The sequence below is a fragment of the Pseudomonas sp. AC169 genome (assembly GCF_979258515.1).
On the sequence record NZ_OZ409866.1, the window covers coordinates 5,287,229 to 5,305,589 of the forward strand.

General features: G+C 58.4%; 24 protein-coding genes. 13 read left to right on the forward strand and 11 right to left on the reverse strand.

The genetic code is table 11. The annotated features are described in order from the left end of the window. Nucleotides 1-175: 175 nt before the first annotated feature. Nucleotides 176-1,111 (reverse strand): DMT family transporter, encoded by a 936-nt coding sequence (locus ACZZ0G_RS23675; protein ID WP_463557735.1) that lies wholly within the window; start codon nucleotides 1,109-1,111, stop codon nucleotides 176-178. Between the two features lie 85 nt (nucleotides 1,112-1,196). Between ACZZ0G_RS23675 and ACZZ0G_RS23680 the strand changes: the two genes are divergently transcribed. Together ACZZ0G_RS23680 and ACZZ0G_RS23685 are read left to right on the forward strand one after the other, a co-directional pair. Further along, entirely contained in the window at nucleotides 1,197-1,760 is a 564-nt protein-coding gene (locus ACZZ0G_RS23680) for a helix-turn-helix domain-containing protein (protein WP_463557736.1), read from the forward strand. After that, a complete protein-coding gene (locus tag ACZZ0G_RS23685; RefSeq protein WP_463557737.1) occupies nucleotides 1,761-3,203 on the forward strand; it encodes an FAD/NAD(P)-binding protein in 1,443 nt (480 codons plus the stop codon). It abuts the gene before it with no gap. 153 nt (nucleotides 3,204-3,356) lie between these two features. On the opposite strand, the gene ppnN is transcribed toward ACZZ0G_RS23685, so the two are convergent. After that, complete coding sequence (ppnN, locus tag ACZZ0G_RS23690) at nucleotides 3,357-4,730, reverse strand: nucleotide 5'-monophosphate nucleosidase PpnN (protein WP_034152412.1); 1,374 nt, start codon at nucleotides 4,728-4,730, stop codon at nucleotides 3,357-3,359. 224 nt (nucleotides 4,731-4,954) lie between these two features. On the opposite strand from ppnN, the gene ACZZ0G_RS23695 reads away from it, so the two are divergent. Then, nucleotides 4,955-5,482, forward strand: a complete 528-nt coding sequence (locus ACZZ0G_RS23695; protein WP_463557738.1) for a DUF3087 domain-containing protein — start codon at nucleotides 4,955-4,957, stop codon at nucleotides 5,480-5,482. A gap of 19 nt (nucleotides 5,483-5,501) precedes the next feature. Here the strand turns inward: ACZZ0G_RS23695 and ACZZ0G_RS23700 are convergent, their stop codons facing one another. Continuing rightward, the gene (locus ACZZ0G_RS23700; protein WP_463557739.1) at nucleotides 5,502-6,389 is read right to left on the reverse strand and encodes an NAD(P)/FAD-dependent oxidoreductase; all 888 of its coding nucleotides are present in this window, start codon (nucleotides 6,387-6,389) and stop codon (nucleotides 5,502-5,504) included. Between the two features lie 133 nt (nucleotides 6,390-6,522). On the opposite strand from ACZZ0G_RS23700, the gene ACZZ0G_RS23705 reads away from it, so the two are divergent. Further along, nucleotides 6,523-6,963: an Rrf2 family transcriptional regulator gene (locus tag ACZZ0G_RS23705; RefSeq protein ID WP_463396728.1), complete on the forward strand. Its 441-nt coding sequence runs from the start codon at nucleotides 6,523-6,525 to the stop codon at nucleotides 6,961-6,963. Here ACZZ0G_RS23705 and ACZZ0G_RS23710 read toward each other — a convergent pair. Further along, entirely contained in the window at nucleotides 6,960-7,343 is a 384-nt protein-coding gene (locus ACZZ0G_RS23710; protein ID WP_463557740.1) for a DUF2784 domain-containing protein, read from the reverse strand. The two genes, ACZZ0G_RS23705 and ACZZ0G_RS23710, sit on opposite strands and share 4 nt — an antisense overlap. Nucleotides 7,344-7,528: 185 nt before the next feature. Here ACZZ0G_RS23710 and ACZZ0G_RS23715 point away from each other — a divergent pair, with 185 nt between their 5' ends. Genes ACZZ0G_RS23715 through ACZZ0G_RS23725 form a run of 3 tightly spaced genes read left to right on the forward strand, consistent with a single transcriptional unit; the run spans nucleotide 7,529 to nucleotide 8,738 of the window. Continuing rightward, entirely contained in the window at nucleotides 7,529-8,227 is a 699-nt protein-coding gene (locus ACZZ0G_RS23715; protein ID WP_016983007.1) for an AzlC family ABC transporter permease, read from the forward strand. Then, nucleotides 8,227-8,538, forward strand: a complete 312-nt coding sequence (locus ACZZ0G_RS23720; RefSeq protein WP_463558883.1) for an AzlD domain-containing protein — start codon at nucleotides 8,227-8,229, stop codon at nucleotides 8,536-8,538. Before ACZZ0G_RS23715 ends, ACZZ0G_RS23720 begins: the two co-directional genes overlap by 1 nt. A gap of 53 nt (nucleotides 8,539-8,591) precedes the next feature. Next, nucleotides 8,592-8,738 (forward strand): hypothetical protein, encoded by a 147-nt coding sequence (locus ACZZ0G_RS23725; protein WP_463557741.1) that lies wholly within the window; start codon nucleotides 8,592-8,594, stop codon nucleotides 8,736-8,738. Nucleotides 8,739-8,786: 48 nt separating this feature from the next. Here ACZZ0G_RS23725 and ACZZ0G_RS23730 read toward each other — a convergent pair whose 3' ends face one another. The 4 genes from ACZZ0G_RS23730 to ACZZ0G_RS23745 form a co-directional block, all read right to left on the reverse strand. Then, nucleotides 8,787-9,059 (reverse strand): hypothetical protein, encoded by a 273-nt coding sequence (locus tag ACZZ0G_RS23730; protein ID WP_463557742.1) that lies wholly within the window; start codon nucleotides 9,057-9,059, stop codon nucleotides 8,787-8,789. Nucleotides 9,060-9,317: 258 nt separating this feature from the next. Continuing rightward, nucleotides 9,318-9,998, reverse strand: coding sequence for an SOS response-associated peptidase (locus ACZZ0G_RS23735; RefSeq protein WP_463557743.1), 681 nt, complete (start codon nucleotides 9,996-9,998; stop codon nucleotides 9,318-9,320). A gap of 28 nt (nucleotides 9,999-10,026) precedes the next feature. Next, entirely contained in the window at nucleotides 10,027-10,869 is an 843-nt protein-coding gene (locus ACZZ0G_RS23740) for an ABC transporter permease (protein WP_463557744.1), read from the reverse strand. A gap of 60 nt (nucleotides 10,870-10,929) precedes the next feature. Beyond that, entirely contained in the window at nucleotides 10,930-11,910 is a 981-nt protein-coding gene (locus ACZZ0G_RS23745; RefSeq protein WP_463557745.1) for an aliphatic sulfonate ABC transporter substrate-binding protein, read from the reverse strand. A gap of 293 nt (nucleotides 11,911-12,203) precedes the next feature. On the opposite strand from ACZZ0G_RS23745, the gene ACZZ0G_RS23750 reads away from it, so the two are divergent. The 3 genes from ACZZ0G_RS23750 to ACZZ0G_RS23760 all read left to right on the forward strand — a co-directional run bounded on the left by ACZZ0G_RS23750 (nucleotide 12,204) and on the right by ACZZ0G_RS23760 (nucleotide 14,536). Beyond that, a complete protein-coding gene (locus tag ACZZ0G_RS23750; protein ID WP_463396722.1) occupies nucleotides 12,204-13,151 on the forward strand; it encodes an ABC transporter substrate-binding protein in 948 nt (315 codons plus the stop codon). Nucleotides 13,152-13,282: 131 nt separating this feature from the next. Beyond that, nucleotides 13,283-14,182 carry a polysaccharide deacetylase family protein gene (locus ACZZ0G_RS23755; protein WP_463557746.1) on the forward strand — a complete coding sequence of 300 codons (900 nt, stop codon included), beginning with the start codon at nucleotides 13,283-13,285 and terminating at the stop codon, nucleotides 14,180-14,182. Between the two features lie 111 nt (nucleotides 14,183-14,293). Further along, a complete protein-coding gene (locus tag ACZZ0G_RS23760) occupies nucleotides 14,294-14,536 on the forward strand; it encodes a DUF1652 domain-containing protein (RefSeq protein WP_463396720.1) in 243 nt (80 codons plus the stop codon). Between the two features lie 4 nt (nucleotides 14,537-14,540). On the opposite strand, the gene ACZZ0G_RS23765 is transcribed toward ACZZ0G_RS23760, so the two are convergent. Beyond that, nucleotides 14,541-14,903 (reverse strand): NUDIX hydrolase, encoded by a 363-nt coding sequence (locus ACZZ0G_RS23765; protein ID WP_463396719.1) that lies wholly within the window; start codon nucleotides 14,901-14,903, stop codon nucleotides 14,541-14,543. 225 nt (nucleotides 14,904-15,128) lie between these two features. On the opposite strand from ACZZ0G_RS23765, the gene ACZZ0G_RS23770 reads away from it, so the two are divergent. Next, nucleotides 15,129-15,326: a DUF2188 domain-containing protein gene (locus tag ACZZ0G_RS23770; protein WP_463396718.1), complete on the forward strand. Its 198-nt coding sequence runs from the start codon at nucleotides 15,129-15,131 to the stop codon at nucleotides 15,324-15,326. 65 nt (nucleotides 15,327-15,391) lie between these two features. Here ACZZ0G_RS23770 and ACZZ0G_RS23775 read toward each other — a convergent pair whose 3' ends face one another. Continuing rightward, nucleotides 15,392-15,631: a hypothetical protein gene (locus tag ACZZ0G_RS23775; protein WP_008085812.1), complete on the reverse strand. Its 240-nt coding sequence runs from the start codon at nucleotides 15,629-15,631 to the stop codon at nucleotides 15,392-15,394. Nucleotides 15,632-15,815: 184 nt separating this feature from the next. Here ACZZ0G_RS23775 and ACZZ0G_RS23780 point away from each other — a divergent pair, with 184 nt between their 5' ends. After that, nucleotides 15,816-16,151 carry a hypothetical protein gene (locus ACZZ0G_RS23780; RefSeq protein ID WP_463557747.1) on the forward strand — a complete coding sequence of 112 codons (336 nt, stop codon included), beginning with the start codon at nucleotides 15,816-15,818 and terminating at the stop codon, nucleotides 16,149-16,151. Nucleotides 16,152-16,229: 78 nt separating this feature from the next. On the opposite strand, the gene ACZZ0G_RS23785 is transcribed toward ACZZ0G_RS23780, so the two are convergent. Then, on the reverse strand, nucleotides 16,230-16,778 hold the full coding sequence (locus ACZZ0G_RS23785; protein ID WP_463557748.1) for an RrF2 family transcriptional regulator: 549 nt from the start codon (nucleotides 16,776-16,778) through the stop codon (nucleotides 16,230-16,232). 293 nt (nucleotides 16,779-17,071) lie between these two features. On the opposite strand from ACZZ0G_RS23785, the gene ACZZ0G_RS23790 reads away from it, so the two are divergent. Continuing rightward, complete coding sequence (locus tag ACZZ0G_RS23790) at nucleotides 17,072-18,277, forward strand: NAD(P)/FAD-dependent oxidoreductase (protein ID WP_463557749.1); 1,206 nt, start codon at nucleotides 17,072-17,074, stop codon at nucleotides 18,275-18,277. Nucleotides 18,278-18,361: the final 84 nt, after the last annotated feature.

The following is an 18,361-nucleotide window of genomic DNA, read 5'->3' on the forward strand; positions in this document are numbered from 1 at the left end:
TCAGAATCCTACAAAGTAGTCTGGAATTTTCTGTTTGGCATTGTTTCGAGTAGATCGATGTTGTGGCAGATGGCCCTTTCGCGAGCAAGCTCGCTCCCACATTGGAATGTATTTCAGGATGTGGGATTGAGCCTGCTCGCGAAAGCATTGGGTCAGACGCTGAAGGTGATGCGGGTTAACCTTGGGTTTCCTGCTCCAACTCGGCTTCGGCTTCAGCAACCTTCCCCTTGGTCTTCAACTCACTGACAATCACCGCCGCGACAATCAGCCCCGCGCCCACCAGCGCAATCGCCGGCAAACGTTCCCCGGCAATTCGCCCGACGATCCCGGCCCATACCGGCTCGCCCGCGTAGATCAACGTCGCCCGGGTTGGCGAAACACTCTTCTGCGCCCAGTTCATCGCCACCTGAATCGCCGCACTCGCTGCGCCCAATCCCAGCGCGGTCACCAGCAGGGTCCAGGAAAAATCCGGAATCATTTCGCCGGTCGGCACTACCAGCAGGAACGACAGCACGGAGGTGGTTGCCAGTTGCACGACGGTCACCCTGCGCACATCGACCTGGCCGGCATAGGTGCTGATCAGAATGATTTCTGCGGCAATGGCGATGGCGCTGATCAACGTGGCGATTTCGCCGGGACTGAAATTCAGCGCTGCGCCGGACGGCCCGGACAGCAGCATCAAACCGGTAAACGCCAGCATGATGCCGATGCTCGGCATTAATCCCGGCCGTCGCCCCAACACCAGCCATTGCAGCAACGGCACAAATGGCACGTACAACGCGGTGATAAACGCCGACTGACTGCTCGGGATCGTTTGCAGTCCGACGGTCTGCAGGCCGTAACCAAGCATGATCGCCACGCCGATGAACGCGCCGGCCTTGAGTTCAAACAGGGTCAGTTCGCGCAAATGCCGCCACGAGAACAGCGCAACGATACAAGCCGCCGCCGCAAAACGCAGGCCGACAAAAAACATCGGGCCACTGACGGTCATCGCATGCTGAACCAGCAAAAAGGTACCGCCCCAGATCATGGTGATCAGTACCAGCACGCATTCGGCTTTGCTGAAACGGGAGAAGCGAAGGGGAGTGGGGGTAGTGTTCAGCGACGTCATGACCTTGCGCACTATAAAAAGGAGGCCGCACAATGCGCCCAACGTTGCGCAGTATACTGCCCAACCTCACCGAGTGAGCAATATAGTGCACAAAGATTCCTTGCAACGCGCTTCCGTCCTTCAGCACGTCAGCCAGAACGTCCGGCGTCTGCGGCATGCCGCCGATATGAGCCAGACCGCGCTGGCAGAAAAGTCCGGGGTCAGCCGGCGCATGCTGGTGGCGATCGAGGCGGGAGAAAAGAACGTCAGCCTGACCACCCTCGACCGCGTGGCCGAAGCACTTGATGTGGCGTTCAGCGATCTGATCCAGGCGCCTGATGCCCGTGATCCGAGCCGCATCAACGAGGTGGCCTGGGCGGGCACCCACCCGGGCAGTAAAGCGGTGCTGCTCTCCAAAGCTACGGCGACTCGCGAGGTCGAGCAATGGGAATGGTGCCTGCAACCCGGCGAGGTTTATCCGTCGCAAGCGGATGCCGAAGGCTGGAGTGAACAGATTTTCGTCTTTGAGGGCTGCCTGACCCTGATGCTCGGCGACCAGCCGCAGCACATCGGCACCGGTGAGTTCTTTATGTTTGCCAGTAACCAACCGCATTCCTATCGCAATGACGGGGACGTGCCGGCGCGGTTTGTTCGCAATGTGGTGATTTGAATGAGTCAGAGCGCAGATATCCTGATTATCGGCGGCGGCCTCAGCGGCACGATGCTGGCGGTGCAATTATTGCGTCTGCCTGGCCGGCGCAAGGTCTTGATCGTTGAACCGCGTGCGGAACTGGGGCGGGGCGAGGCGTACAGCGCGGTCGAGTTGGGCCACACGCTCAACGGCAATGCTGCGCGCATGAGCGTTGATCCGGATAATCCTGATGATTTGACGCAATGGCTGACCGAGCACATTGCCGGCGGTGGCTGGCCTGAATCGGCCGAGCAGGATGTGCCGGTCAGCGAACTGTTTCCGCCGCGTGGATTGTTCGGCGTCTATGTGCAGCAGCGTCTGGCCGAGGCGCGCAGAGTCGGGGCGCAGAATGGCTCAAGGGTTGAGCACATTCGTGCGGAAGTTGTCGATCTGCAAGTCGAGGCCGGTTCGGTGCAACTGACGTTGAGCGATGGTCAGTCATTGCGCGGTGGCTACGCGGTCCTGGCGACCGGAATGTTCCCTGCCGCGCGAACGCCGCAGAAAGCTTCCAGTGGCCTCAACGCCGCCGCGCTCGATCCTTGGGATGTCGCGGCCATGCGCCAACTCGATCCGCAATCGACGGTGCTGATTATCGGCTCCGGCCTGACCATGGTCGATGCCGTGGTGTCGCTGGAGCAAGCCGGGCATCGCGGGCCGATCGAAGTGTTTTCCCGCCATGGTTTGTTGCCCCATGTGCGCCGACAACCGCCGGCCTGGGTGGATTTTCTCGGCGACGATCACAGTCTTCACACGCCGCGGCAGTTGCTGCGCGAATTGCGTCGGCAATGCCGGGCGGCCATCGCTCAAGGCATCGATTGGCAGGCGCCGCTGGACACGGTTCGCGTGCACATCGCCCGGTTATGGAGTCAGGCGACTGATACGCAGCGTCGACAATTCGTACGGCATGTGCGGCCGTGGTGGGAAAGTCATCACCACCGTTCACCGCCGTTGAGTGCGGCGCTGGTTGAGCGACTTTATAAAGAAGGGCGATTGCGCATTCAGGCAGCTTCGTTTAAAGGGCTTGAGCCAAGTCCGGACGGTGGCGTCCGTATTCGCATTCAGCGGCGCGGTCAGTCGGAAACCTGCGTGGTGCAAGGTGCCGCATTGATCAATTCCAGTGGCATTGAATACGACTGGCGCCGGGTGGCGCGACCGTTGCCGCAACAAGTACTGGCGCGGGGTTTGGTGCAGCCGGGGCCATTGGCGCTGGGGATTGCGGCGGCCGTGGATGGCGCGGTGCTGGATGCCGAGGGGTGTGCGGCTGGGCGGTTGTTTGCGATGGGGCCGCCATTGCGCGGGATGTGGTGGGAGAGTACGGCGGTGACGGATGTCGCGTTGCAGGCGAAGGCGCTAGCGGCGCGATTGGTGGGTCGAGGTTGTTCTTTCTGGCCTCTTCGCGAGCAAGCTCGCTCCCACATTTGATCGGAGTGAATGCAAAATGTGTGTGCACCCAAAAACCACTGTGGGAGCTAGCCTGCTAGCGATGGCGGTGTGTCAGAGAACATAAGTGTTTCTGATCTGTCGCTATCGCTGGCAAGCCAGCTCCCACAGGTTTTGTGTGTGGCCCGGGATTGGTTATGCCACCACTCGATAACACGGCACATACGCCGCGCCACCCGGCAGTTTCATCCGGTGCTGGGCGACGAAGGCTTTGAGCAGCGCGTCGAGCGGTTGCATGATCGCCGCATCACCACGGATCTGGTACGGCCCGTGTTCTTCGATCAAACGAATGCCCTTGTCCTTGACGTTGCCAGCGACGATCCCGGAAAACGCCCGACGCAGGTTGGCCGCCAGTTCGTGCGGTGGCTGGTCGCGATGCAGTTTGAGGTTGGCCATGTTTTCGTGGGTCGGATCGAACGGACGCTGGAAGCCTTCGTCGATCTTCAGCAGCCAGTTGAAGTGGAACGCATCGTTGCGCTCGCGGCGGAACTGTTTCACCGCTTTCAGGCCCTGCGTCATCTGCCGCGCCACTTCGGCCGGGTCGTCAATGATGATTTCGTAGTGTTGCTTGGCCGCTTCACCGAGGGTCGCGGTGACGAACGCGTCGAGTTGTTCCAGATACGGCGCGGCATGTTTCGGCCCGGTGAGGATCACCGGGAACGGCAGCCCTTTGTTGTCCGGGTGCATCAGGATGCCCAGCAGGTAGAGGAATTCCTCAGCCGTACCGGCGCCGCCCGGGAAGATGATGATGCCGTGGCCAACGCGGACGAACGCTTCCAGACGTTTCTCGATGTCCGGCAGGATCACCAGCTCGTTGACGATCGGGTTCGGCGCTTCGGCGGCGATAATGCCCGGCTCGGTCAAACCCAGATAACGACCGCCATGAATACGCTGTTTGGCGTGGGCGATGGTCGCGCCTTTCATCGGGCCTTTCATCACACCGGGGCCGCAGCCAGTGCAGATGTCGAGACTGCGCAGGCCGAGTTCGTGGCCGACTTTCTTGGTGTATTTGTATTCTTCAGTGTTGATCGAGTGACCGCCCCAGCAGACGACGATTTTCGGCTCGACGCCCGGACGCAGGGTGCGCGCGTTGCGCAGCAGGTGGAAAACGTAGTCGCTGATGCCTTGCGAGGTGCTGAGGTCGATGCGTTGGCTGTCGAGTTCGTTTTCGGTGTAGACGATGTCGCGCAGGGCGCTGAAGAGCATTTCGCGGGTGCTGGCGATCATCTCGCCGTCGACGAAGGCGTCGGCCGGAGCGTTCAGCAGCTCCAGGCGTACGCCGCGATCCTGTTGGTGAATGCGGATTTCGAAGTCCTTGTAGGCTTCGAGAATGGTCTTAGCGTTATCGACATGGGCGCCGGTGTTGAGGATAGCCAGGGCGCACTGGCGGAAGAGGGTGTAGGTGCTGCCGGATCCGGCTTCGCTCAGTTGCTGAACTTCACGTTGAGAAAGGGTTTCCAGGCTGCCTTTCGGGCTGACCGAGGCATTGATTACGTGTCGTTGGGTCATGCAATGATCCTTAAAACGATGTCATCCCAAAACCAGGCGGATGGCATCCGAATAGTGTGTATCCATGAATGAAGATGGCACGATCTGCGCTGTACCGCCATGTCCCCGTTGGACGCTGAAAAGATGAAAAGGAGCCCCAGCATAGCTAAATCCGCGCTAGAGGCGATAATGCGCCGGCCGGTTTTTTCAGTTAGCCCTTTTGTCGCTCAAGGAAGTCATTTGTGATGTTCGAGATTCAGCCGATGGACGCCGCCACCTTTCGCCAGCAGACCCGACGCAGCACGATCATCATCGCCGTGCTGTTCCTGGTGCTGGCGATGCTGTTTTCCAGCGTCGCGGTGGCGTTGTTCGGCGAGCCCGGCGGCGATAACCTGCGCTTCAATGTCGGCGGGGTGTTTGTGGCATTTCTGCTGACCGCCGCGTTATTGCGTGGGCGCTTCTGGAATCAGAGCTGGATGGCGCCAGCGGTGTACAGCTGGCGGCTCAAGCGCAGTCTGATGAGCATTACCAATGTGATGCATCAGGTAACAGCGGCGGTGGCGCAGAATGATCCGACGGCGATGAAGGTTCTGCGCTTCTATCATCTGGGATTGACGCAAATGCACGAACTGGACGGCAACTCCAGCGATCACGGGCAATTGTGGCGGGAAGCCGAGGCGCACAAGGAGCGGATGCAGGCACTGGGGCTCGATACCGAGCAGACGCGCCTGGATCCGGCGTGGCTGGAAGCCTTGAAGCCGGATTCGCGCTGAGACGCCCGCAGTATACGTATCAGCCAAAGACCAGTGAGCGATGAGTACCTGCACCGGCGCGGGCGCCATCGCCAACCGCCAGCGCTACTGAGCCGGCAGCCAGTGCTGCATCTCCGCAGGCAAATACGCCGACGACGCTGGTCTGTTGTGTTGCATCAGTCTGAATAAATGGTCCCATCGGGCCATCCTCGAATGTGCATCCCAATTGTTCAGCCAGCGGGCTGGCCATGCGTGTGCGTGGCATGGCGAACAGGCCTGCAACAGCGATGACCTGACCATCACTGAGCACCACGTCCGCACGCTCGCCACTAATGTGACTGACCGGCCGGGTTTCCAGGGTTACACCGCGGCGATCCAGTTCCGCCAATTGTTCGGCATCCGGCTCGAGAACACCGTTGGTGAAGAACGTGGTCGGACCCCAATCCGGCAGTAGCAGGGCGTGATGAATCGACATGGGTGCCGTCGCCAGCACACCGATGGCGCCTTGATTCAACTCATAACCATGGCAATACGGGCAATGAAAAACGCTTTTACCCCAGCGCTGCCTGAGGCCGTCGATGTCTGGTAATTCGTCGATGACGCCCGAGGCGAGGATCAGTCGTTTGGCGCTGAGCCATTGTCCGCTCTCGGTGCGCAAATCGAACCCGGCATCACTGGGAGTCGCTTCAACCGCCGTATCCGTTAACCATTGCACACTGGGGTAAGCCATTAATTGTGCCCGTGCTTCGTCAGCAATTTGCCCCGGTGCACGTCCATCCTGACCGAGGAAACCGTGGGATGTTTCGGCAAAACGGTTGCGCCGCAGGCCTGAATCCAGCACCAAAACGTTGCGTCTGGCGCGGGCCAGTTGCAGGCCGGCGGACATCCCGGCATAGCTGCCGCCGACGATAATGACGTCGTACACCATGAGCGAATCTCCTGTTGCAATTTCAGGGCACACCGTAAGTTACGAGAAATATTGCTGTCAATAGTCTCGTAACTTCAGACCTTGCAAGCGATACTCGGCGCATCTTCTCAAAGGCTTGAAGAAAGGATCATCGATGAGAAACGACACGCGGTTATCGCGCATGCTTCATGTGTTGATTCACATGGCTCGCCATGAGAAACGCGCCACCTCGGAAACCATTGCCGGCATGCTTGGCACCAACCCGGTGGTGGTGCGGCGCACCATGGGTTTGCTCAAGGAACAAGGTTTCGTGACGTCAGAGAAGGGCCATCAGGGCGGTTGGGCGCTGGCCAAACCGTTGGCGCAGATCACTTTGCTGGACATTCACCAGGCACTGGGCACGCAGTCGATTTTTTCCATCGGCTTGTCGACGGATCACCCGGAGTGTCTGGTCGAGCAAGCGGTGAACGCCGCGCTGACCCGAACTTTCGATGAGGCGCAGGCGCTGTTGCTGTCGCGGTTGGGCGGCATCACCTTGGCTGACCTGGCAGCGGATTTCGAGGCCCGCTACCAGTCAATCGGCGAGGGTGATTAGAGCTGCGAGGCGGCGCGACGATGTTTCCATGAGCGAATGGCCCGCCCATACACCAACAGGTTGACCGCCAGCACCACGCTGCCGAGCGCCAGTTGAATCTGCGGGGTAAGGCCGGCCGGGTAGATGATTGGCCAGATGTAATGTTCGATGAAACCGCCGGCATATTCGGTCTGCCCGGCGGCGTGGCGCATGAGGTTTTCCCAGTACGTTAGCGGACAGGTCAGGTGCAGCACCTCGACCATCACGCCCCAGGTCGCTGCAGGTAAATGCAACCACATCAATCGCGGCCATTTGAGGACCAGCAGCCCGCCTAACAGCACGAACAGAATGAAGGACAAATGAAACAGCACCAGCCCGTCGGCTGCGATTCGGTACAGCATGTCGTCTCCCTGACGCGGTTGTGAATGGCGCTATGTTACGCCGTTCAGGACATTGAAGGTCAGTGGCTAAGTCAGCGAGTTCCGCGCGCATTCGTCCGATTTCCCACAAGTGCGCAAGATTGTTCAAGCCAGAAAGGCGAAATGGCTGGCACAGTCTTCGACCGTTTCCTGGTTGAAGAACGTTTATGTCTGATTCACTTATGCCGCGCAGTGCGTTCCTTCGCGGCGCCGCGGCGATCATGCCGTTGTCTCTGGCCACCGCGCCGTGGGGGCTGCTGGCCGGCTCCATGGCGATCGAAGCCAACCTCACTCCGCTGCAAGGTCAAGGCTTGTCGAGCATCGTGTTTGCCGGTGCGGCGCAATTGGTGGCGATCGGCATGCTCAAGGGCGGCGCGGGGATTTTTTCGATTCTGTTGACCACGCTGCTGCTGACGTCGCAGCACTTGTTGTATGGCATGAGCATGCGTTCGGTGATTTCACCGCTGCCGGGGCGCTGGCGCATAGGTCTGGGTTTTTTGCTCACCGATGAGTTGTTTGCGCTGACCAGTCAACATGATCGTCAGCAGTTCAACCGCTGGTATGCGCTGGGCGTCGGCCTGACGTTTTACATCGCGTGGAATCTGTTCACGTTGGCCGGCATTGTTCTTGGCAGCAGCATTCCGGGGCTTGAGCACTTGGGGCTGGACTTCTCGATTGCCGCCACGTTTATCGCGTTGATCACGCCGGTAGTGCGCAATGTGCCGACAGTGGTTTGCGTGGCAGTGTCGCTGTTTTGTTCGGTGTTGTTCAGTTACTGGCAATGGGGTTCGGCGCTGGTGTTGTCGGGACTGGCCGGGATGACGGCAGGGTTTATCTGCAACAAGCTGTATAGGGAGCGCACATGATGGTTTGGGCGGTGATTTTTGGCATGGGGCTTCTGGTTTTTCTCAATCGCTACGTGTTTCTCGAGCCGCGTTTGCCGCTGCGTTTGAGCAGCAATGCGCGGCAGTTTCTCGGTTTTGCGGTACCGGGGATGCTCACTGCTATCTGCGGGCCGATTGTCTTCATGCCGGACAAACAGCTGAATCTGCAGTGGGATAATCCTTATTTGCTTAGTTCGCTGGTGGCGATCGCTCTGGTGATATACACGCGCAATACGTTGCTCAGCATGTTGTTGAGCATGGCGTTCTTCTTTTTGCTGCGCTGGTTGCTGTAAGTTGTCTGTTCTACGCTTTAGGGATGAAGGGTGACTGATAACGGGAGGTGCACATGGCGACTGATAAAAAGCATCCAGAGACGGATGAAGAAGACACGGACGAACCGACGCAAGAAGAAATAGAGCGGGAGAAACACAAGGAACAGACCTGGAAGCGCGATGATGGCCGAGAGCTGTCGGATCCTGACCGAAAATTCTGATCGATTCGCATAAAAAAGCCCCGTGACCAACGGGGCTTTTTCATGGTTTCAGAGATCGTCCAACTGCGTGAAATCGGGGTGTGTGGCCCGGTATCCCAAGGTTCGATCAATCCACGCATTCAGCTCGTTGACCATCACCGGTGGGTGACCGGGATACGCCTCGAGGGTGGTGCGCAGGACGCGTTCGATATCGGGAACGGTACGCAGGTTTCGGGTCTTGATGTAATGGCCGATAAAACAGTCGAGTTCAAAGCGTTCTGTCATGGACAGATATATACACTCCAGGCCGCTGACCTGTTTGATTGCAAAATCGTCGCGCAACTTATTTCTCTGCAAGGCTTGTAGAAGTTGTGGGGGATTCCTGATTTGTTGACTCTTTGGTCAACTGGTATACCAATCGGAAAGGCGGCGCGCATCCTAGCTGTAGCGCATCTAAATGTATGTATGACGGTTGAAATGTCAGACAGGCGGTTTGTTCATTCGAACGTGTGTTTTATTTGCAGCGTCTCAAAGATGAAACAGTCGTTGTAACGTTCATGCAGCTCCTGCATTTGATAAACGCATCAAGGCGGTAAATGTTTAAGTCTGTTCGATAATCAAACTGGCCGCCTGATTGCGTGCGTTACCGACCGCTTTGCCGACTTTGTACCATTCGAACACTTCGCTGCCTTCACCTTCGAACAGCAGCATTTGCTCGGCACGCTCAACCGGTGTCGCCGGATCCAGCCATTCACGCACCAACTCTGCACGGAACACCACCGGTCGGCGATCATGGATATCGAGCATGCCGCCGATGGCATCGGCGGTGATGATCACGAAACCATCGTCGTCCCGGCCCGGTGTTTCGGCTGTCGGAAATTGTCCGATGGCAGCGCAGAAAACGGCCCTCTGATCCGCCCGACGAATCAGCCAGGGTTGTCGGGTCTTGTCTTCGCTATCGACCCATTCAAACCAGTTGTCCACGGGCACAATCAAGCGATGTCGCCAGATCGCCCGGAAGAACGGGCCATGGGCGACTTTCTCGACCCGGGCATTGATTGGTGGTGGGCGATCCTTGGCCCAGTGCGGGCGCCAGCCCCAGCGCAGATTGTCGGCCTGTAGATGCTGCCCTCGTCGATGCAGGACGGCCAGTGCGGTAGTCGGCGCGGCGTTGTAGCGATCGAGCGGTGCCTCGCCGACGTGATTGATCAACGCGTCAGGAATGCTTAGCACCGCGACGAAGTCGTGAATGCCACGGTACTGCGAGAGTCTTCCGCACATGGCTGAATCTCCGGTTGGAGATTTCAGCTTAGTCGCTGGAACCTTGACCGGTGAATGTGTCGCGCCAGTTCAGCCAGCGGCGTTCGAGCATGGCCAGCAAGCCGTCGCTGAATTTGCCGAGCAAGGCGAGCACGATGATCGCAGCCAGCACGATGTCCGGCCGTGAGGTTTCCCGGCCGTCACTGAGCAGATAGCCAAGCCCCTTGGTGGCCGCGATCAATTCGGCCGCCACCAGAAACATCCACGCCAGGCTCATGCCGCTGCGCAATCCGGTAAACAAGCCGGGCAGGGCGGCCGGCAGCAATATCCGTCGCACCAATTGCAAGCGGCTGAAGCCATAGATGCGACCGACTTCCACCAGTTTGCGATCAATGTTGCGAATGGCTGCGACGACGTTCACATGCACCGGAAAGAACGCGCCGATGGCGATCAAGACGATTTTCGAGGTCTCGTCGATGCCCAGCCACAACAACAGCAGCGGCACCCAGGCCAGGCTCGGAATGGACCGCAACGCAGCGAAAGTCGGTTCCAGATAGGCCTCGGCCTCGCGGCTCAAGCCGACCCAAGCGGCAAACACCAGCGCGAGGCTGGCACCGATGGCAAATCCGAGCAGTACGCGAATCAGGCTGGCGCCGATGTGCTTCCATAGCGCGCCTTCGGCGAGGTCGGTGAGGGTCAGGGCGATTTCGCTCGGCGCCGGCATCTGGTAGGACGGCAGCCAGCCGACGCGTACGATAATTTCCAGCGCGACAATGATCAGCAGTGGCAAGGCCAGGCCCTTGCAGCGGCGTTGCCATGTTGGACTGAAACCCGCCGTGCGCTGGCGTGGCGCGGCGAGCGGCGCGGGCAGGTCTTTGCTGTGAGTGGTCATGATTTGGCTCCGCTCACGACAAATCCGCGCCGGGCGCGGATCTATTGTGAGACTGATCGATTACTGGTGGGCGACGGCTTGCTGCACACCGCTGTCGAGTAATTGATCGATGACTTGATCGACATTCACTCCACGGCGCACCAGTTCCTCGGAGACCAGAATCGGCGCCGCTGCCTTGGAGGCACTGACGTCCTGACCGGTCAGTTGCGGACTGCTCAGGTCGGTGCGTGACAGTTGCAACTTGGCCACGTCCAGCGGCAGGCCGGATTCCTTGGCGAGCAGGGCGGCGAATTCATCGGGATTTTTCAACGCCCAGTCGCGGGCCTGTTCGTAGGCTTTGATCACGGTGTCGATGGTCTGTGGATGTTCTTTGGCGTATTGCTCAGTGACGCTGACCACCCCGTAGCTGTTGAAGGCCGGGTTGCGGTAAAGCAAGCGCGAGCCGGCCTGAACCTGACTGGCGGCCATGTGCGGATCAAGCCCGGCCCATGCGTCGACATCGCCTTTTTCCAGCGCGGTGCGGCCATCCGGATGCTGCAGGTGGACCAGTTCCACATCGTCCTTTTTCAGCCCGGCCTGCTGCAGGCTGCGCAGGGTGAACAAATACGGGTCGGTGCCTTTGGTGGCGGCGATCTTTTTGCCCTTGAGGTCGGCGACGGTCTGGTACGGAGAATCCTTGCGCACTACCAGTGCAGTCCATTCGGCGCGGCTATAAACGTAGACCGATTTGATCGGGCTGCCGTTGGCTCGGCTTAGCACAGCGGCGAGGCTGGCGCTGGAAGCGAAATCCACGCCGCCGCTGTTGAGGTATTCCAGCGAGCGGTTGCTGCCCTGACTCAACACCCAACTGACTTTGGTTTGCGGCAAGGCTTTTTCGAGGAAGCCGAAATGCTTGAGCACCAGGCTTACTGGTGAGTAGTAGGCGTAGTCGAGATGCACTTCCGCCGGCACGGTTTCAGCCGCGTGGGCGAGCGGTTGCAGGCTCAGCACCATGGCGCTGGCAGCCAGCAGGGTTTTGAATCGGGGAAACAACGATGTCATGGGGCGCTCCGGCAAAGGCACAGGTTTCTTATGTCCAAAAAGATATTTTTATCGAATGCTTCCTGCATGAATGGAATATTGCAGGCTCTGTGCCATGTGCTTGAAAGCGCCGTTCTATAAAGGTTTCAAGGCTTTTGAGAGGATTTTGGCTGTTGGCTGGGCAACACTGTGATTTGCCGCTGTTGCTGTACAGACAGTTGAAATTGCCCGTAATGAGCTTATGCATTAATCGAATTTCAAAGCCGGGAATTAACAGCGTTATGTTCTATAAAATTCCCTTCGCAGGACTTGCCATGAAGCTTTCTCGTTTCCTACGCGGTGCGCTGAGCGCTGCACTGTTTACTTCGCCACTTTCCTACGCATCCGAGCCATTGGTCCTGCATGTCGGCGATCAGAACTACTACAACGTCCGTGCCTCAGTGGAGGCGTCCGGTGTGTTGAAAGGCGCGCCTTATACCATTGACTGGAAACATTTCCAGGCCGCCGCACCATTGGCTGAAGCCTTACAGACCGGCTCACTGGATCTCGGCTTTCTGGGTGATTCCGGCTTTCTGTTTCTGGCCGCCAAGCAGGCGCCGGTGAAACTGATCGGCGTATCGCGGCAGAATCCGGACACTATCGCGCTGTTGGTGCCGAAGGATTCGCCGGTGAAAACCATCGCTGATCTGAAAGGCAAGAAAGTCGCCTACTGGCCCGGCGCCTGGAGTCAGCAGTTGACCTTGCGCGCCCTGGAGCAAGGTGGCCTGCCGGAGAACTACGTCGACTTCGTCAAACTGATGCCGATCGATGCTGCTGCCGCCTTGCCCCAGGGCAGCATTGATGCCTTTCCGGTGTGGGAACCGTACATTTCCCAGCAGATCGTGTTCTCCGGTGCGCGGCCGATCCTGACCGCAAAAAATCTGATGCCGGGGCTCAGTGCAATCGCGGCATCCACGCCGGCGATCGACAGCAAACGTGCTGCCATTGCCGACTTTCTCGGACGTTTAAAACAGGCGCGGACCTGGGTCGACAGCCACACCGATGAATACGCCGATCTGTGGGCGAAGAAAGCCAACCTCGATCAGCAGGTCTCGCGTCACTGGTTGCGACAGGCGCACATGACCGTCGGGCCGGTGGACCAGCAGGCCGCGACGGATCTGCAGAGCACCGCCGATTTCCTGTTCAAGGTGAAAGCGCTGCCGGCACCATTGGCCACCGCCGGGATCATTGACACGTCTTTTCAACAGGCATTGGCTGACTGAGCGAGCGCCGGAACCAAACCCTGTGTACCTTATCCAAGCTCCGCTCGCGTATCGGAGCGCAGGGATGGATAAGGGCGAGGGAGTTTTGCCAATCGACAACGTGACGGCAGCGACCGTGCTCAAGGCAAAACATGAAATCCGGATGCAAACTTCTTTGTACTGCGCTCATTGCACTTGGTCTGGCCGGTTGTATCGCCGCCCCGATAGAAATGACCGCGCAAACCGAAACGCGTCTGAGGACTCAGGCACCGGTGCGGTTTCTGCTGACGTTCGACGATGGCCCCAGTGCGTCGAGTTTCTGGAATCCATCGGCCACGGTGCTCGACAGCCTCAAGGACAACCCGCTGCAGCCGAATATCAAAGCGGTGTTCTTCGTGCAAACGCGTGCACCGCGAGCGGGCAACAGTGACATCGGTCGCGGCATCATGCGGCGCGAGCATGATGAGGGGCACATAGTGGCGTTTCACACGGCCACCCACTGGCATACCAATCATCGTTCGCTCGACCCACAACAGCTTGAAGAATCGCTGAGCAACGGCATGGCCGATATCGCTGCCATCACCGGCGCACCACCGACACTGCTGCGCCCGCCGTTCTGGAATTATGACAAGCGCACCTTCGCCGCTTATCAGCAGCACGGCTTGCACGTTTTGCTCACGGACTTGAGCGCCAACGACGGCAAGATCTGGGGCTTCAATGCCAGCCCGCGACGTCGGGCAAACATGTTGCGGCAGCTATCGGAAGTCCGTGAACGTATTGCCCTAGGCGAATTGCCATCCGTGGACGGCGTTATTCCGGTAGTGGTGACGTTCCATGATCTCAACCGCTATACCGCGCGGCACGCGCGCGAATACTTGCAGATTCTGCTGGATAGCGCCGCCGCCACGGGCGTGCGGCTGGCAGACAAACCTTTCTACGATGATCACGCCGAACTGGAGAAAGCCGCGCTGGCGCGCACCGTGGAAAAAAGCTCGGAGCCAGTGAATTTGCCAGGGATGTGGAACTGGATCTGGGATCACGACGCGCACTGAGGGCGGACCTGGAAGTTGTGACCTGGTTGGCATTTTTGTATCGGGCAAGCCACAAATTGTTCATCTATGCTCAGCGGGTCGACCGACCCATCGCCTGCGAGGCGTCCACTCATGCTTGCTATTGACGATATTTGCCGGATTGTCGAATCCGGCTTTCCTGCGTTCAAGTGCGATTGCATTGCAAGCACGCAGGGGCTGCTGCAAATCAAGGTGTATGAGCCGGACAGTGGGCGTGTCGAATTACTGCTAAATGGCGTTTCCCCGGAGCATCTCGTCACGATCCGTGACATTTCCAACTTCATCGGTGAATTGCGCACGGAAATCAGCGCGGGCCGCCGAGCGTTCGCCGGCTAATACCTCATAAACGCCTTTGAAACGCTTGAACGATGCGTAACGTCGCTTCGCTGGTGTTCAGATTGCGCACCGCGTCCAGCGGATGCCAGATGCAATCGATGATCTCGTTCTGTGGACGCACTTGCTCGAAGTCCAGCACCGATGCCTCATAGACATGATGCCGCGTGGTGCCGCTGTGCAATTCCATTAGATACAACACATCGTCGGCGTCGAGGCCGGTTTCCTCTTGCAGTTCGCGAACGGCAGCTTCGGCCCGGGTTTCCCCGGGCTCGACCTTACCGCCGGGCAATGTCCACCGGCAGTGGGGTTTGCGTACCAGGAGAATGTGGCGATCCTGTTCGCATATAACGGTTGCGCGTACTTTCATCTGTTACCTGTTTACTGCTTGTCACAAAATAGAAATAAAACTGCAATATTTGAGCCGAGGCCTGCGGTAAAGGTTTCATAGGAGTTTGGAGCGTTTACTGAGGCGAAAAGTGCCAGATCCTTGACCTGTGCGACTGGCGACATCCGGTCGGCATCTCGGACGACTGAAGGTGTAAGGTAAGCGCGTGAAGCTGGATCTGACCGTTAGCAAAAAATGGAGGTGTCCATGAGCATGCCGATGTTGAACAAGATGCACATGAACGGCTATGACGTGCTGAGCGTGAACAATGGCCCATGGCGGGTTTGCACCCAGGGTGACCGGCTGGCGTCGTTTGGCAGTCGGGAGGAGGCGCTGGCCTATGCCGCCGCACTGCCTGGCTACAAAAAACGCTCGACGCGCGCGCAAAGTCACAAAAACCAATGACAGGCTGGCTGTAACGAATAGCCCCGGCATTTGTCGGGGCTTTTGTTTTTTGGGGGAGGGTGGTCTCAGTGGACCTTGGTTCGGCTGATGGCGCGGGCTTTCACTTCCTTGGCATAGAGTTGCAGCCGCTCTTCGTCGCTTTGCAGCACCTCGCAGGATCTCAGCACGGTTTGCGCGTCCGCCTCGTTGCCGGATTTGCGCAACTGTTCCGCGATACGCTTCAGGTCGACCGCTGACCATCTCAAGTCCGATGCAACGCTTTGCAGGTCGCGTTGAAGTTCGTGTTCATATTCATTGAGCCGCATGATCACCTCCAGAACGTTCTCGGTAGAAAAGAGTAGTCGCATTTTTCGCCGAGGGGCAAAGCCTGTTCGTCAGCAGGCTGAACGGTTGTGAAAAGTTGTGCAGATTGCGCCGAGGGCGCGGTGCCACGATGGATGTGCGTCCGGTTACGCGCTACATTCACTTTTTTCAGATCAGGAACACATTATGCGGATATGGATCGGGAGTTTGGCGTTGGCCGTATTGACAGGTTGCTCGTTGCCAGCGTCGTTGGTGCCGGGTGAGCCGAACGTCAGCAAGACCAGCGTCAAAACGCCCAAGGACTATGCCGCGTGTGTATTGCCGTTGTGGCAGCAGGACGTCGCGAAAACCTCGCAGACCTCGATTTCCAACGGCTATCGCATCACCGCGCCGAGCATCATCACGGCGGATGAGATCCTCGACATCGTCAAGTACAAGGAAGGCAGTCGGGTTTCGTTGTATCAGGGGCCGCCGTGGGCGAAATCCGCATCGTTGCGCAAATCGGTGCGTGACTGCCTGTAAGCATTGCTTGAGAAGCAAAAAAAGCAGCAACCGGTAAACGGTTTCTGCTTTTTTTTCGACGTTTTACCGGTCGCCGCGTCAGTCAGAGATATCGGTGAGCGGGATGCTGCCGACATTGCCCTTTTTCTCTCGCCGATCCTGAATCCAGTCCTCCACTTGCTGGCCGAACTCCTTCGGTGCCTTGCGTCCAACCTTTCTGGCGATGTCGAGAATGGTCTGTTGGGCGAGGGCTTCTTCCATGCGTTTTTGCGCCGTCATCATCGCGCCGTGAATCGAGCAAGTGCCGTCGACGGCCCAGTCTGGCGGATTGCCGTCAAACAACGCACAACGCCCGCGAATGTCGCGGCACTCGAAAATATTCTTGCGCCCATCAATGGCGTTGACGATGTCGAGGAGGGTGATTTCGTCGGCCGGCCGCGCCAGGCTGAATCCGCCACGCACGCCTTCTGAGGCGACCACCAGTTTGCCCTTGGCCAGTTTGGTGAAGATTTTTGCCAGGTATTCGAGGGGCACGCCTTGCAGCTCCGCGAGGTCGCGCACGCTGGCTTCGCGGGTTTCGCCGTTACTGGTGACCAGAAAAGCCAGACAATGGATGCCGTATTCGACGCCTGCGCTGTAGAGAGACATAAGTAAGTCCGACTTGATTTGTCGTAAATGCTACCAGCCCGAGCAGGGTTCGGCAATCCTCTCTGTACGGCAGAGAGTCCACAATGTCGGTGGTTGCCTACATGTTTAATGGATTTTTCTGAGTGCGGATGTTGCGGTCGGTATCGATAAATCCGATTAAACCTATCGGATAATCTGACTTGTGAGATTTATATCCGACCAATACAGTCGGCGCTATTGAGGCGGCGAGGGCTGGCTCACGACGAATTCGATTTCACCTCTTTCAATCGCTGGGCGTTTTCTGGAGAAACACAATGAAGCAGCAGATTCTGATTGTCGGCGCCGGTTTTGGCGGCATGTGGTCGGCGTTGAGTGCGACACGTCTGGTCGACCTGCACAGTCGCAGCGACGTCGAAATCAGCGTGCTCGCACCGCAAGCCGAGCTGCGCGTACGTCCACGTTTCTATGAGCCGAATGCGCATCAACTGGCCGCGCCGCTGCATGAACTGTTCGAAGCAGTCGGCGTTCACTTCATCAAAGGCGCGGCTGACACCATCGATGTGGCGGCCAAAACCGTCGGCTACACCGATGCGTCCGGTGCGCAACACCTCTTTCACTACGACAAACTCGTTCTGGCCAGCGGCAGTGGTCTGGCGCAGTCGGCCACGCCGGGCGTTGCGCAATACGCCTTTGATGTCGACCAGATCGAAGCAGCCATTCGCCTCGAAACCCACCTGAAAGCACTGAAAGATCTCCCTGAAACCAAGGCGCGCAATACAGTTGTGGTGGCGGGCGGTGGTTTCACCGGGATTGAAACGGCCACCGAAATGCCGGGGCGACTGCGCGAGATTCTTGGCGAGCAGGCCGACATCAACGTGATCATCGTTGATCGCGGGCAGAAGATCGGCGCGTCGATGGGCGAAGAAATCAGCAAGTCGATCCTCGAAGCCAGCGAAGAACTGGGCGTTGAATGGCGCCTGGACGTGTCTGTGCAATCGGTGGATGCCAGCGGTGTGACGCTTTCGGATGGCCAGCACATCGACGCGAAAACCGTGGTCTGGACCACCGGTGTCCGCGCCAGCTCGCTAACCGAGCAGATCCCCGCCGAGCGCGATAAACAAGGGCGTCTGCACGTCGACGCACACCTGAAAGTCATCGGTCAGGACGACATCTTCGCCACCGGTGATGTCGCTTACGCCGCCACCGACGACATCGGCAACTACGCACTGATGACCTGCCAGCACGCCATTTCGCTGGGTCGGCATGCCGGTAACAACGTCGCTGCGCAGATTCTCGGGATCGACCCGACACCGTACAGCCAGCCAAAATACGTGACGTGCCTGGACCTCGGTGCCTGGGGTGCGGTGTACACCGAAGGCTGGGATCGTCAGGTGAAACTGGTCAGACAGGAAGGCAAAACCCTGAAGACGCAGATCAACACCCAGTGGATTTATCCGCCGGCGGCTGATCGTGTGAGTGCGTTGGCTGCGGCTGATCCGCTGATTCCTGTGGTTGCATAAACATCGCTGCGCCAACGAATCCCGCTCTCTGAGCGGGATTTTTTTTGTCTGCACATAGGGTGATGGCACGAAATGAACGGTGAC

Bases quoted from the DNA above. Each gene is read 5' to 3' on its own strand.
- ACZZ0G_RS23755 (WP_463557746.1), top strand. From the start codon at position 13,283: ATGAAATCCGGATGCAAACTTCTTTGTACTGCGCTCATTGCACTTGGT.
- ACZZ0G_RS23785 (WP_463557748.1), bottom strand. From the start codon at position 16,778: ATGTCTCTCTACAGCGCAGGCGTCGAATACGGCATCCATTGTCTGGCT.
- ACZZ0G_RS23750 (WP_463396722.1), top strand. From the start codon at position 12,204: ATGAAGCTTTCTCGTTTCCTACGCGGTGCGCTGAGCGCTGCACTGTTT.
- ACZZ0G_RS23715 (WP_016983007.1), top strand. From the start codon at position 7,529: ATGTCTGATTCACTTATGCCGCGCAGTGCGTTCCTTCGCGGCGCCGCG.
- ACZZ0G_RS23700 (WP_463557739.1), bottom strand. From the start codon at position 6,389: ATGGTGTACGACGTCATTATCGTCGGCGGCAGCTATGCCGGGATGTCC.
- ACZZ0G_RS23685 (WP_463557737.1), top strand. From the start codon at position 1,761: ATGAGTCAGAGCGCAGATATCCTGATTATCGGCGGCGGCCTCAGCGGC.
- ACZZ0G_RS23735 (WP_463557743.1), bottom strand. From the start codon at position 9,998: ATGTGCGGAAGACTCTCGCAGTACCGTGGCATTCACGACTTCGTCGCG.
- ACZZ0G_RS23780 (WP_463557747.1), top strand. From the start codon at position 15,816: ATGCGGATATGGATCGGGAGTTTGGCGTTGGCCGTATTGACAGGTTGC.
- ACZZ0G_RS23720 (WP_463558883.1), top strand. From the start codon at position 8,227: ATGGTTTGGGCGGTGATTTTTGGCATGGGGCTTCTGGTTTTTCTCAAT.
- ACZZ0G_RS23765 (WP_463396719.1), bottom strand. From the start codon at position 14,903: ATGAAAGTACGCGCAACCGTTATATGCGAACAGGATCGCCACATTCTC.
- ACZZ0G_RS23725 (WP_463557741.1), top strand. From the start codon at position 8,592: ATGGCGACTGATAAAAAGCATCCAGAGACGGATGAAGAAGACACGGAC.
- ACZZ0G_RS23790 (WP_463557749.1), top strand. From the start codon at position 17,072: ATGAAGCAGCAGATTCTGATTGTCGGCGCCGGTTTTGGCGGCATGTGG.
- ACZZ0G_RS23740 (WP_463557744.1), bottom strand. From the start codon at position 10,869: ATGACCACTCACAGCAAAGACCTGCCCGCGCCGCTCGCCGCGCCACGC.
- ppnN (WP_034152412.1), bottom strand. From the start codon at position 4,730: ATGACCCAACGACACGTAATCAATGCCTCGGTCAGCCCGAAAGGCAGC.
- ACZZ0G_RS23705 (WP_463396728.1), top strand. From the start codon at position 6,523: ATGAGAAACGACACGCGGTTATCGCGCATGCTTCATGTGTTGATTCAC.
- ACZZ0G_RS23695 (WP_463557738.1), top strand. From the start codon at position 4,955: ATGTTCGAGATTCAGCCGATGGACGCCGCCACCTTTCGCCAGCAGACC.
- ACZZ0G_RS23675 (WP_463557735.1), bottom strand. From the start codon at position 1,111: ATGACGTCGCTGAACACTACCCCCACTCCCCTTCGCTTCTCCCGTTTC.
- ACZZ0G_RS23745 (WP_463557745.1), bottom strand. From the start codon at position 11,910: ATGACATCGTTGTTTCCCCGATTCAAAACCCTGCTGGCTGCCAGCGCC.
- ACZZ0G_RS23775 (WP_008085812.1), bottom strand. From the start codon at position 15,631: ATGCGGCTCAATGAATATGAACACGAACTTCAACGCGACCTGCAAAGC.
- ACZZ0G_RS23770 (WP_463396718.1), top strand. From the start codon at position 15,129: ATGAGCATGCCGATGTTGAACAAGATGCACATGAACGGCTATGACGTG.
- ACZZ0G_RS23710 (WP_463557740.1), bottom strand. From the start codon at position 7,343: ATGCTGTACCGAATCGCAGCCGACGGGCTGGTGCTGTTTCATTTGTCC.
- ACZZ0G_RS23760 (WP_463396720.1), top strand. From the start codon at position 14,294: ATGCTTGCTATTGACGATATTTGCCGGATTGTCGAATCCGGCTTTCCT.